Origin of the sequence: Bacillus sp. 17RED48 (assembly GCF_019837545.1) — a bacterium.
GTDB lineage: Bacteria > Bacillota > Bacilli > Bacillales > Bacillaceae_G > Bacillus_A > Bacillus_A wiedmannii.
Genome location: NZ_JADAXG010000002.1, coordinates 496,941 through 508,723 on the forward strand (window position 1 = coordinate 496,941; position 11,783 = coordinate 508,723).

Below are 11,783 nucleotides of genomic sequence, written 5' to 3' on the forward strand. Positions count from 1 at the left end.
TTACATTCATCCCGATCCGTAAGGGCTAATTAAAGTTTCATTTTATCTTTGTAAATCCATTTTTTCACCATACTCTTTAACAATTTGAATGATATTTTGAAAAACACCTATTTTTTCTTTTTTACTATTTAATATTATCAAATCATAATTTTCATAATATGTTTCTAATGACTTTAATTGTGATTCTGAAGCATCTTTTACCTGCACAGTAGCATGCAATTCATATTGTTTATACCCTTCCTTTACCTTTTCACCTGAAATTTTTTCACTCTCTTTTGCTCCAATTAATTTTTGAACTTTTTCTGGGAAAACGACTTGTAAATAATATTCTTGTTCCTTCTCTAACTTGTTGTATAGTGATTGTGAAATCGTATAACGCACCGTATAATTCACTTTTTGATCGCCTGCTTTAATATGAAACGCAGTAATCTGCAAATCTTTTTTTGTTACTTCCGTTAAAGGACCTACCTGCATCTCATCTTCTTTTTGTTCTGAAACATTTGGAAATATAGCCAAAAGCTTTTCCGTATCTTTTTTATTCAGCATATACATAGCTTTCTTATATTGTACCCATCCTCGTCTGTCTTCTCCTCTTAGCCATGCATAATATGTTTCTTTTTTTCCATCCCTATTAATTTGTATTTCATATTCCGGTTCACCAAAACTACCTGTTACTTCTTGTTTTTCCGCTTTATCTATAATGTCTATTACTAACTTAGCTTCTGATTCCTGTAACTTTTTCTCTTTATGTTTTTTTTGTATAACGGTTGCCCCTATTGTTTCTTTCACTTCATTCACCGTCTCTTCCACTTTTTTTGTTTCTTTTTTTTGCTCTACTTGACCACAAGATGCTAGTAACATAGCAAATAACAACAATACATATTTCCTTTTCAACTTAATCCTCCTCTTACAATAAGAAATTCTTATACTCTTCATATAAAAAACAAAAACGTGACACACTATAAAATACGCTATACTAAGTATTGAAAGGAGGTCTTTTTCATGTCCATTAATTTTCACGATGCAAATAATAAATACACATACGCACAGCGAAACGCCCATATTTCTTGGGGAGAAATGATAAAAAGTATTACAAATATACAAAACAAACAAATAATTGATATTGGCTGTGGTGGCGGGATTTATACGAAAGAACTTGCTCTTATGGGGGCAAAAAATGTCATTGGACTTGATTTTTCAAAAGAAATATTACAAGCTGCAAAAGAAAATTGTAGCGGCTTTCCAAATATTTCATTCATTCACGGTGATGCACATAGCGTCCCATATTCTATATGATACATTCGACATTGTTATTTCGCGCGCAGTGATTCATCATTTACAAGACATTCCTACATTTCTACGTGAAGCTTCTCGTATATTAAAGAAAAACGGTGTACTTATTGTACAAGACCGAACCATTGAAGATTGTACAATTCCTGGAAGCCCCGAACACATTCGTGGATATTTTTTCTCTATCTTTCCAAAACTCATTGAAATAGAATCAAAAAGGCGGCCAAAAACCACCACGATACAGCAAGAATTACAAAAACATTTTCTTCACGTGTTCCCCTCTCAAACACAATGGGAAGTACGAAAAATACATGATTCTGTAGAAGCATTGCTACAAGATTTATCACCTCGAACAGGTCGATCCATTCTATATGAATTAACAGATCATGAACTTTCTCAACTTCTACAACAAGTCCAGACCGCACTACAAAGCATCTCTCCTATTATCGAAAGAGATCGGTGGACAATTTGGAGCGCCATGAAATTGTAAGGAAGGAAGCCTCACAACATAATGTGAGGCTTCCTTCTTTCATAATCTAATTTTGCAACACTCTTGATAGCCTCCACTTCTGGCCTGTGCACTTCCACACTTCGGACATACTAAATATCTAGACTGATTTGTCAACAAACTACCTTTTTGAAAGAGTAAAACTTCTGCTTGTTTAAACGAACGCGAATAATATAACCACATAAAACCAATTATAGCAATAATGCCAAATAATACTCCCATCGCAAGCATTTCAGTCACCTCTTTTGGTTTGTTCTTTCCAGCAAGTGGATTGTTGTATTATTCTCTGTAAATTCAAACAATACCTTCTTTACTCCTATAAATATCAACTTTCTCTACAAATTTTACAATTCTCTACAAATTTTCACTCCCGTTTTACAATCCACCATTCCCTTTACATCAACGAATATCACATTCAATATTTCCGTATATACATATATCTTTCAAAAAAATATTGACTTTCAAAAAAAAACATGTGACAATACTTTCAGAATACTTGAATAAAAATTCATTGACGAGAACGAGTACGTTATAGGACTGTCCCCCAGAGAGTTGGCGATTTGCTGAAAGCCAACGTTCAGTGCGTAACCGAAAATCATCTCCGAGAAGTAGAACCGAATGTCACAGTAAGTTCTTACCGGCTGTCCCCCGTTACAAGGAACACGTATCATGTTGTACGTTGTAAAGCCGTATACATATAGACTCATTTCTACATGTATAAATTAGGGTGGTATCGCGGGTAAATATAACTCGTCCCTTTCTTTAGGGACGAGTTTTTTGTGTTCTTACAAATGAATTTAAAAAAGGAGGAAAAACAATGAACACTGTATCAAAAAAACATATTTTTTTCACGGGTCTTATGCTATTTTCTTTATTTTTTGGGGCAGGTAATTTAATTTTCCCTCCCATGCTTGGACAAAATGCAGGTGAAAACTTTTGGCCGGCAATGATTGGATTTTTACTAACAGGAGTCGGTTTACCATTATTAACTGTTATTGCAATTTCTTTATCAGGAAACGGTATGCAACAACTTGCAAGTCATGTTCACCCATTATTCGGAATTTTCTTTACTGTAGTTGTATACATCGCAATCGGTCCTTCTATGGGAATTCCACGCGTTGCAAATGTCGCTTATGAAATGGGTGTTAGTTCTTTCTTACCGGAAACAATTCGCTCTAGTAACCTAGCTCTATTTTTATACACGGTCATCTTCTTCGCTATCGTATTTTGGCTTAGTTTAAATCCATCTAAACTTGTCGATCGCATCGGAAATATTTTAACACCTATTTTATTACTCTCTATTTTCTTACTATTTGTTAAAAGTGTATTTACACCACTCGGGCAATCAGGACCAGCAATGCAAGAGTATCAAACTTCTCCAATCTTCAAAGGCTTTATGGAAGGATACTTAACGATGGATACCATTTCTGCGCTTGCATTTGGAATTATCGTTGTAAATGCCATTCGCTCTAAAGGTGTGAAAGATCGTAAATCCATTGCTATCGCAACAGCGAAAGCAGGACTTATTGCCGCTACTGGTCTCGTACTTGTATATGGTGCACTTGGCTGGCTCGGTGCAACTAGCGTCTCGCTCGGATATGCACAAAATGGCGGACAATTACTTACTGTTATCGTACAGCAATTATTCGGTCCCTACGGTTTACTTCTATTATCTCTAATCGTTACACTCGCTTGTCTAACGACTTGTGTTGGACTTGTATCTGCGTGTAGTCAATATTTCTCAACATTATTGACTACATTTTCATACAAAATGTTCGCGATTATCATTTGTGCGTTAGGATTATTAGTTGCCAACTTAGGTTTAACGAAAATTATTGCCATCTCTGTTCCAATTCTACTTGTTGTATATCCAATTGCAATTGTACTCGTTCTCCTATCATTACTTCATAAATATTTCGGTGGATATCGCTCTGTTTATGTAGGTGCTTTAATTGGAGCAGCAATCGTAAGCGTATTTGATGGATTAAAGCAAGGTGGTATTTCAGTTTCATTTATCACACCATACTTTGAATTTATCCCTTTATATAAGGAAGGAATAGGCTGGTTAATACCAGCATTAGCCGGGGCTATTATCGGCCTTACAATCGCTAAGTTAAGCGGTGCGAAAAAAGTTCCCTTAATAACCGATTCCCGCGAAGTAAAAGCATCCTAAAAAACTCCCGAAAGGGAGTTTTTTTACTTTTGATAAGCAGTATGATTAAAACTGCTTATTTTATACGCTTTCGTATAATATTCGATATTTGTATCCACTGTTTCTACTTTGACAACATCGTAGCAATCTTCTTGCTTTACTAAAAATAAATAGTACTCTTCTGTCGCCTCAACAATTGCAATTTTATCTGTTTCAACATTATATTGTGCACAAAGCGCTTGTAATGCGTTCACATAATCCCCTAATTTTTTAGACTTATCCATGCCAAATATCGTTTGAACTAACATACACTCTCTCCCCTTTGTATGTACTGTTAACAAATCAATGATAACGCTCACATTTATTAACGTCAATAAAAAGATTTGGCGTTAACTAATAATCAGTGGGATAGCCCCCACTGATTAAAGTTTCACTTTATCATTTCGTCAATTGATGTCTAAACGCATAAATAACCGCCTGTGTCCGGTCACTTACATTTAGCTTATTTAAAATATTACTCACATGTGTCTTTACTGTTTTGAGGGCAATAAACAATTCATCTGCAATCTCTTGATTACTTTTCCCCTCTGCAATTAATAACAAAATTTCAGACTCTCTTTCTGTTAACTCCTCATGCAAAGGCTGTTCTTTCTTCTGACGCATACGAGACATCATTTTACCAGTAACTTTTGGCTCTAATACCGTTTCTCCATCATAAGTAGCTCGTACAGCGTCTGCTATATCACTTGCTCTTGATGTTTTTAATAAATAACTTGTCGCTCCAGCCTCAATAACAGGGTACAATTTCTCATCATCTAAAAAGCTCGTTACAACTACAATTTTCGCTTCTGGCCATTCCTGAATAATAGCACGTGTTGCTTCAACCCCATCCATCTCGTCCATGACAAGATCCATCAAAATAATATCTGGTCTTAATTGCAGTGCTAACTCTGAACCTTTTCTTCCATTTTCAGCTTCTCCAACTACTTCTATATCTGGCTGCGTTGATAAATATGCTGATACACCCATTCGAACCATTTCATGATCATCGACAAGTAACACTTTTATCATGATTCTCCCCCTCTCTCAATCATAATCGGTACTTTTACTTCTATTTGTGTCCCTTTAGCCGGGAAACTAAGTACTTTTAATGTCCCACCAATCTCATGAACACGCTCTTGCATTGATCTTAAACCATATGAACCAGCCTTATTCACTCCGACTTCAAATCCAACGCCATCATCAATAATTTTTAGAATTGCATATTGATCAATTTTCCGAAGACGTACTTCCGTTTTCTTCGCTTTCGCATGTCGTAAAGTATTGGATAAAGCTTCTTGCACAATACGAAATAAATGATCTTCTACACCTTTTTTCAATTCTATTGGCTCGATTAGCCATTCAATTTTCATATGTTGCTTTCGCGATAATTCCGTTAATAATTCCTCTATACCTTGTGTCAGTTTCTTACCTTCTAATTGTACAGGCCGTAAATGAAGAAGCAATGCTCTCATTTCTGATTGTGCATTTACAACCATATTTTCAACGAGCTGCAACTGCTTTTTTGTCGTTTCTGGAATTTCAGCTACTTGTTCATTAATAGCCGACATCATCATCGACATTGCAAAAAGCTGCTGACTTACAGAATCATGCAGCTCCCTCGCCAATCGATGCCTTTCTTGGGATATCGCTTCTTGTCTCATCTCTTCATTCCAATGAGCTCGTTCATTCGTTACTTTTTGAAAGAGTCCAGCTTGCTCCTCTAATCGACGAGCAAGACCGATTACTTTTCGTTCTACTTCATGAAATTCATCATCTGCAGTAAACGAAACATCGCTCGGAAAATTCCCTCGCTCCACTTCAAATAGAAAAGTATTTAACCCTTGTATACGCTGCTCTATATAGTAACCGATTGCATATCCTACAATTCCCCCGATAAGTAAACTTGTAGTCATAATAAACAAGCCAATTGGAACAGAAGCGATGGATTCCTTCCATAATAAATCATACACTTGTTGCTCGCTTTTCCATACGTATACAATTGTACAAATGAGTGCGATACTAACAGAAGACAACATAGAATAACGAATATACATCCACGAAATATTTTTTTGTTTCTTCATTATACTTTCCTCACTTCCGTATCGCCTACGACAAGCGAAGAAATTATTTTAATACGACGAGGAGCTTCTTTATACTGCTCTGTTCTAAATGTAACATTGCGGTTAAACCCTGTCTCTTCATGACCTGGCAGGATCACACGTCCAACAATAACAGAATGATTTAAAGACAGTTCAATATCATATGGCACATATAAACGAATATTACCAACGACACCTCGAATAACAATTACCGTCTCCCCTTCTGGGATCATAGCAGTTGTTAAATCTATTTCCACATCACAAGCACCATATTGAACATTAATATCCTCAAGTTCATAAATATGATCCATCATTCGTATATTCCCTACAAACATATTTTTTAAATATGGTTCTGTGCGATATATTTGCTTCTCTTCGTCTATAATCCCTTTTTCTTTAATTTCAACCTTCATTGCTTTTTGCTGATGTCCTTGTTGAATCAGTTGATAACCAACTAAAGCTAAACAAGCAAATACGACAAGAACAAATGCTGCTGATGAAAATAAGAAGAATAGAAATACGATACCACCAACAAATAAAAATACATTTCCCCGTACGTAACGATTCTTCTTACGATAATGCCTTCCAAACATAAGCATAATAAATGCAAAAATGAGACCACCTGGTTCAAAATGTCCAAGTATCATATCAAGAAAAAGACCGAATCCAAATATGATGAGGAGCATCCCCATTAATTGTGTTTTTGAAAAATGCTTCTTCATTTCAGCTCCCCCCTTCTTGTCACATATACATAGAAGAAAAGGCATTGCTTTCCAACACCTTTTCTCCTATCACTATATCATAAGCCTGTTTTATAATATACTACTATTATTTTGTTAACTCTTTCGTTAACGATACATCATTCTTCTCTTTCATTTCACGCTCAAGCTTTGCAATCTTCATATCAAATGTGTCACGTTCATGCTCCTCATTTATACGAGATTCTAAGTCGCGAATATGATCTTCAATTTCTTCAAAGCGTAAGAACGGATTATTTTCATCCATTTTATGCATCGCTGTATTCATACGACGATTTGCATGTGCCATATTTTCACGTGCCATTAATTCCATACGTTTTGCATGCATTTCTTTTAATTTATTTTTCATCTCAGCAAGACGACGCTCTAACTCATCAATTTGATCTACAACACCTGCATACATTTCTTCTAATCGAGTTACTTGCCCTTCATAATACGCTACTTCTTCTAACGCACGCTCATGTAGTTGTAATTCGCCTGCTTCTTGAGCGACGATCGCTTGCTTTGATCTTTTATTAACGAAATAACGTGCTTGCTCAAGCTCACGAGCGAAATTAGATTTTAATGTTTTGTGGCGCTCAATTAACTTCTCAATTTTTGTTATTTCACGCTCACTATCGCGTAAATATTGGTTTAACATCGCGATTGGATTCTTTCTTTCTTTCTCATCTAACACATTATGAAAATCTGCTAAAATTGCATCGCGTACACGTCCGAATAAAGATTGTTTCATTATAATCTTCCTCTCTTCTACTTTATCAATTTGATTTGGTTTTTATTAATTTTTTATTAGTTTTTCATTAACTTGTTCCACTCATCTTCAAAGTTGCTATATGGTTTAGAACTTTCTGGTGCAGAATCAACAACTACATTTTTTTCTTTTTTCCACTCACGGTATCCGTAGTATAAAACTACTAATGCTGCGATACCGATTAATGCTGGGGAGTGCGAAAGTGCGATGGACAAGCCGATCAAACCTACAATACCCCAAGCTAACTTTCCAAAAAATGATTGTGCTCGCACAAATGATTTATAGCTCCAGTACACAACTCCTGCTCCGATTGCGAATCCTACAATACCAGCAAGACTACCAAGAGCAATTAAAGCCAAAATACCGGCCGCGATAAACGCTAGAAATTGTTTCATCTTGTGCTTGCCTCCCTTCGATTTGATACTCTTATCTTAACTATTTTTTCACTTTTCCATAACGAGCTTAAGAACCGTTTTCGACTCAGACTTAAGACTGAGTTGCATTCAGCCTTTTGTAAAAATATGCGGTAGGATAGGATGATTCACTCTTTTATCGCACATAAAAAGCCGTACAGAGAACATTCTCTGTACGGCTTTCGTTACGATTCATAAACTTCATTTTAAATTATGCTGTTTTGTGATACTCTTTCTTTCCCGCTACTTTAGAAAACCTCGGGAAACCAATTAATATAGAAATGATTCCACATACTCCAACTAAGATTGGATAAAACGCATATGGTAACAATTCAATCGGAGATAACGCCGCAAATCCTGCTGCCGTTAACATTTGCGCACCATACGGAATTAATCCTTGCACACAGCATGAGAAAAGATCTAATACACTCGCTGATTTACGAGGGTCAATTTCATATTGATCTGCAATGTTTTTCGCAAGCGGACCTGTAAAGATAATAGAAATCGTATTATTCGCTGTACACATATTCGTCAGACTCACTAAGCCAGCAATACCGAACTCTGCTCCTTTTTTCGAACGAATGTTACGCGTTAAAAGATTCATTAAATATTGAATGCCACCGTTATATTGAATCAGTTCGACCATACCACCAATTAAAATAGCAAGTAATACTAACTCCATCATACCGCCCATTCCAGACGTTACACTTTTAAAGAAACTCTCTAACGTGTAACTTCCATCTAAAAGACCGATAACGCCAGATAGTACAGTTCCACCAGTTAACACAATAAGTACATTCCAACCAAGCAATGCTGTAATAAGTACTCCTGCATACGGTAAAATCTTTATCCAGTCAAAGCTATGCGCTTTAATCTGCGTATCGCTTCCTAAAGTAATGATTACTAATAGTACAATTGTAATAATAGCCGCTGGTAATACAATTAAAAAGTTCGTTTTAAACTTATCTTTCATTTCTGTTCCTTGCGAACGTACAGCTGCGATTGTTGTATCTGAAATAAATGATAAATTATCACCAAACATCGCTCCGCCAACAACGGTAGCCATCGTAAGTGCAATTGAGATATCAGTTTGCCCACTTATACCTACAGCAATCGGTGCTAATGCAGCAATCGTTCCCATTGAAGTTCCCATCGCTAATGAAATAAATGCCCCTATAACAAAAATTCCAGCTACGATAAACCCTTGCGGTAAAATTGATAACGCTAGGTTAACTGTAGAATCAACGCCGCCCATCCCTTTTGCCGTTTCAGAAAATGCTCCTGCAAGCACAAAAATTAGAACCATAATCATAATATCTGGGTTCCCTGCACCTTTAGCAAATCGTTCTACTTTTACATTAAAGCTTTCTTTACGATTCATTGCTAAAGCGACCCCTACAGCAATTGAAATTGCTACAAGTATCGGCAATTTATAGAAATCACCTGTAATAATTCCAGAACCAATAAATAGCGCCAAAAATATCCCAAGCGGTAATAAAGCCAAACCATTTCCTCTCGTTTCTTTCAAAGTACCATCTCTCCCTAGTTTCAACCTTTTTCTAATGAATAACAAAAGACCTCTTCCAATGAGAAGAGGTCTTATACATCTATAAGAAACACTCTTCTCATCTTTCAAGCACATGCTTGCTGGATTTGGCACAGCACTCTGAAATCGAGTCCGCTGCCGAGGCATCGTAGGGCCAGTCCCTCCGCCTCTCTTTATAAGAAGGTTTCATATTTATTTTTTAATAATAATTTCTTCCCTAACTTTACTCGCTTACAAAACAAAAGTCAATTATTTTTTGTATAGATTTTTTTGGTAATTATGCAAAAATTTGAATACAACAATCATTTTAACTTTTTGATTTCTTCTTCCAATATTGAAATCCAATAATATTCATTATTTTTTATTGCATCTATTATCCATTTCGTAGTGTACCAAGCTAACTCATACTCTTCTTTTGTAACATCGCTACTTTTATAAGCATCCTCTAGCTCATCTTCATCCAATATATACATTTTACCGTTCGGTAATAACACTACATCTAAATATAAATCATCAAAATACGGTAAACCACGGTCGTCAATTTTATATTCTTTCGCCACATCGATATAATATTGCACTAATTTTTTCTGATCATCTAACATAGCTGTAATCGCAAAGTTTTTCCCGTCTATGAAATATTGAATCCACGTATATTGATTCCCTGCGATACAAAGTTCTTTACCATCATATTCTTTACAACTAGGTTCTCTTACCTTTTTTATTTCTAATATTCCTAGCATTCCTTCTTCTACTTGCTTAACCGTATAATTCTTCTCTATTAGTCGCTTCCACGAAGAACCGTCACCATATTTACGTTTCATTACGTCCGCTCCCCTTCTATATAGAAAAGCCCCCACATATTATGTGAGAGCTTGTTCAAATTATAATTAAGCTGCTTGCTTATTAGAAATTTCTTTCAAGTAGGCTTGTCCTTTTTCAGCGTCATACTGACCTTCCCACTTAGACATAACTACAGCTGCTAAAGAGTTACCTACAACGTTAACTGCTGTACGAGCCATATCTAAAATACGGTCAATACCAGCGATGAATGCTAAACCTTCAGGTGGAATACCTACTGTACCAAGTGTCGCTAATAATACAACGAATGATACGCCCGGTACGCCTGCGATACCTTTTGATGTTACCATCAATACAAGTAATAATGTAATTTGTTGTGTAATAGATAAATCAATACCGTACATTTGCGCTAAGAAAATAGCCGCAATTGCTTGATATAAAGTTGATCCATCTAAGTTAAATGAATAACCTGTCGGAATAACGAAAGATGTAATTGCTTTCGGACAACCGAACTTCTCCATTTTCTCCATGATTTTCGGTAAAACTGTTTCTGAACTAGCTGTAGAATATGCTAAAATCAGCTCGTCTTTTAAAATCTTAAAGAATTGGAAAATGTTAATTCCAAATATTTTCGCTGTAAGTCCTAATACGACTACAACGAAGAAAATCATTGCTCCGTATACTACAATTAATAATTTCCCTAATGGAATTAATGAAGCGAGACCAAATGTAGAAACTGTAACTCCAATTAGCGCAAACACACCAAATGGTGCAAATTTCATAACCTGGTTCGTTACGTAAAACATTGCATCAGCTACACCTTGGAAAAATTGAAGAACCGGTCTTCCTCTTTCACCAATTGCTGCTACACCTAAACCAAATAGTACAGAGAAGAAGATAATAGCAAGCATATCTCCGTCAGCTAATGACTTCATAATGTTCGTTGGAACAATATTTACAAATGTATCTGCAAAGGAATGACTTTGCACTTGCTCTGTCGTATGTGTATATTTCGAAATATCTGTCTTTGTTAACTGCTCCATATTTACGCCTTTTCCAGGTTGGAAAATATTCGCAATCAATAGACCGACAATAATTGCAATTGTTGTAATAATTTCAAAATAAAGAATTGTTTTTCCGCCTAGTCGACCTAATTTTTTAACATCGCCAACACCAGCAACCCCAACAACAATACTTGCTACAACAATCGGTACAACGATCATTTTAATTAATCGGATGAAAATATCACCAATTGGTTGTAAGTAACTCACCACTGCCGGATTGCCAAAGAAAATCGCCCCAACTGCAATACCAAGCGCAAGTCCTATTAATATTTGCCATGCAAGTCCTATTCTTTTCATATTTGTTGTAACCCCCTCTTCGATGTGTCACTCTATCTCTCATTCTATCTCTATAAAACTCGAAA

At 36.0% G+C, this 11,783-nt stretch carries 12 protein-coding genes, 1 pseudogene, 1 riboswitch and 1 other annotated feature; of the genes and pseudogenes, 2 read left to right on the top strand and 11 right to left on the bottom strand.

What is annotated here, in order from left to right:
- Positions 1-42: 42 nt before the first annotated feature.
- A complete protein-coding gene (locus ILT06_RS09210; protein ID WP_142289430.1) occupies positions 43-894 on the bottom strand; it encodes a YhfM domain-containing protein in 852 nt (283 codons plus the stop codon).
- 183 nt (positions 895-1,077) lie between these two features.
- Here ILT06_RS09210 and ILT06_RS33040 point away from each other — a divergent pair.
- Positions 1,078-1,366, top strand: a pseudogene (locus ILT06_RS33040) (class I SAM-dependent methyltransferase); the annotation flags it as partial.
- Between the two features lie 453 nt (positions 1,367-1,819).
- Here the strand turns inward: ILT06_RS33040 and ILT06_RS09220 are convergent.
- Positions 1,820-2,029, bottom strand: a complete 210-nt coding sequence (locus ILT06_RS09220) for a hypothetical protein (RefSeq protein WP_000880630.1) — start codon at positions 2,027-2,029, stop codon at positions 1,820-1,822.
- A 271-nt stretch (positions 2,030-2,300) separates the two neighbouring features.
- Positions 2,301-2,559 (top strand) — a binding site (T-box leader).
- A 56-nt stretch (positions 2,560-2,615) separates the two neighbouring features.
- Here ILT06_RS09220 and brnQ3 point away from each other — a divergent pair.
- Positions 2,616-3,971, top strand: coding sequence for a branched-chain amino acid transport system II carrier protein BrnQ3 (gene brnQ3 / locus ILT06_RS09225; protein ID WP_064476648.1), 1,356 nt, complete (start codon positions 2,616-2,618; stop codon positions 3,969-3,971).
- Positions 3,972-3,994: 23 nt separating this feature from the next.
- Here the strand turns inward: brnQ3 and ILT06_RS09230 are convergent, their stop codons facing one another.
- From ILT06_RS09230 to gltP, 9 genes are all read right to left on the bottom strand, one after another.
- Entirely contained in the window at positions 3,995-4,291 is a 297-nt protein-coding gene (locus ILT06_RS09230) for a DUF3992 domain-containing protein (RefSeq protein ID WP_142289442.1), read from the bottom strand.
- Positions 4,292-4,388: 97 nt separating this feature from the next.
- Positions 4,389-5,021: a response regulator gene (locus tag ILT06_RS09235; protein ID WP_000598709.1), complete on the bottom strand. Its 633-nt coding sequence runs from the start codon at positions 5,019-5,021 to the stop codon at positions 4,389-4,391.
- On the bottom strand, positions 5,018-6,073 hold the full coding sequence (locus ILT06_RS09240) for a sensor histidine kinase (RefSeq protein WP_064476649.1): 1,056 nt from the start codon (positions 6,071-6,073) through the stop codon (positions 5,018-5,020). Before ILT06_RS09240 ends, ILT06_RS09235 begins: the two co-directional genes overlap by 4 nt.
- On the bottom strand, positions 6,073-6,813 hold the full coding sequence (gene liaF / locus ILT06_RS09245) for a cell wall-active antibiotics response protein LiaF (protein ID WP_064476650.1): 741 nt from the start codon (positions 6,811-6,813) through the stop codon (positions 6,073-6,075). Before liaF ends, ILT06_RS09240 begins: the two co-directional genes overlap by 1 nt.
- Before the next feature lie 106 nt (positions 6,814-6,919).
- Positions 6,920-7,582 carry a PspA/IM30 family protein gene (locus tag ILT06_RS09250; protein WP_075308722.1) on the bottom strand — a complete coding sequence of 221 codons (663 nt, stop codon included), beginning with the start codon at positions 7,580-7,582 and terminating at the stop codon, positions 6,920-6,922.
- A 56-nt stretch (positions 7,583-7,638) separates the two neighbouring features.
- The gene (locus ILT06_RS09255; RefSeq protein WP_048370510.1) at positions 7,639-7,995 is read right to left on the bottom strand and encodes a lmo0954 family membrane protein; all 357 of its coding nucleotides are present in this window, start codon (positions 7,993-7,995) and stop codon (positions 7,639-7,641) included.
- Between the two features lie 229 nt (positions 7,996-8,224).
- Positions 8,225-9,541 carry a Na+/H+ antiporter NhaC family protein gene (locus ILT06_RS09260; RefSeq protein WP_064476694.1) on the bottom strand — a complete coding sequence of 439 codons (1,317 nt, stop codon included), beginning with the start codon at positions 9,539-9,541 and terminating at the stop codon, positions 8,225-8,227.
- A 94-nt stretch (positions 9,542-9,635) separates the two neighbouring features.
- A riboswitch (SAM riboswitch) is annotated at positions 9,636-9,741 on the bottom strand.
- A gap of 120 nt (positions 9,742-9,861) precedes the next feature.
- Positions 9,862-10,380, bottom strand: coding sequence for a ribonuclease FAU-1 family protein (locus ILT06_RS09265; protein WP_088048387.1), 519 nt, complete (start codon positions 10,378-10,380; stop codon positions 9,862-9,864).
- 66 nt (positions 10,381-10,446) lie between these two features.
- Positions 10,447-11,718 (bottom strand): glutamate/aspartate:proton symporter GltP, encoded by a 1,272-nt coding sequence (gltP, locus tag ILT06_RS09270; RefSeq protein WP_064476654.1) that lies wholly within the window; start codon positions 11,716-11,718, stop codon positions 10,447-10,449.
- Positions 11,719-11,783: the final 65 nt, after the last annotated feature.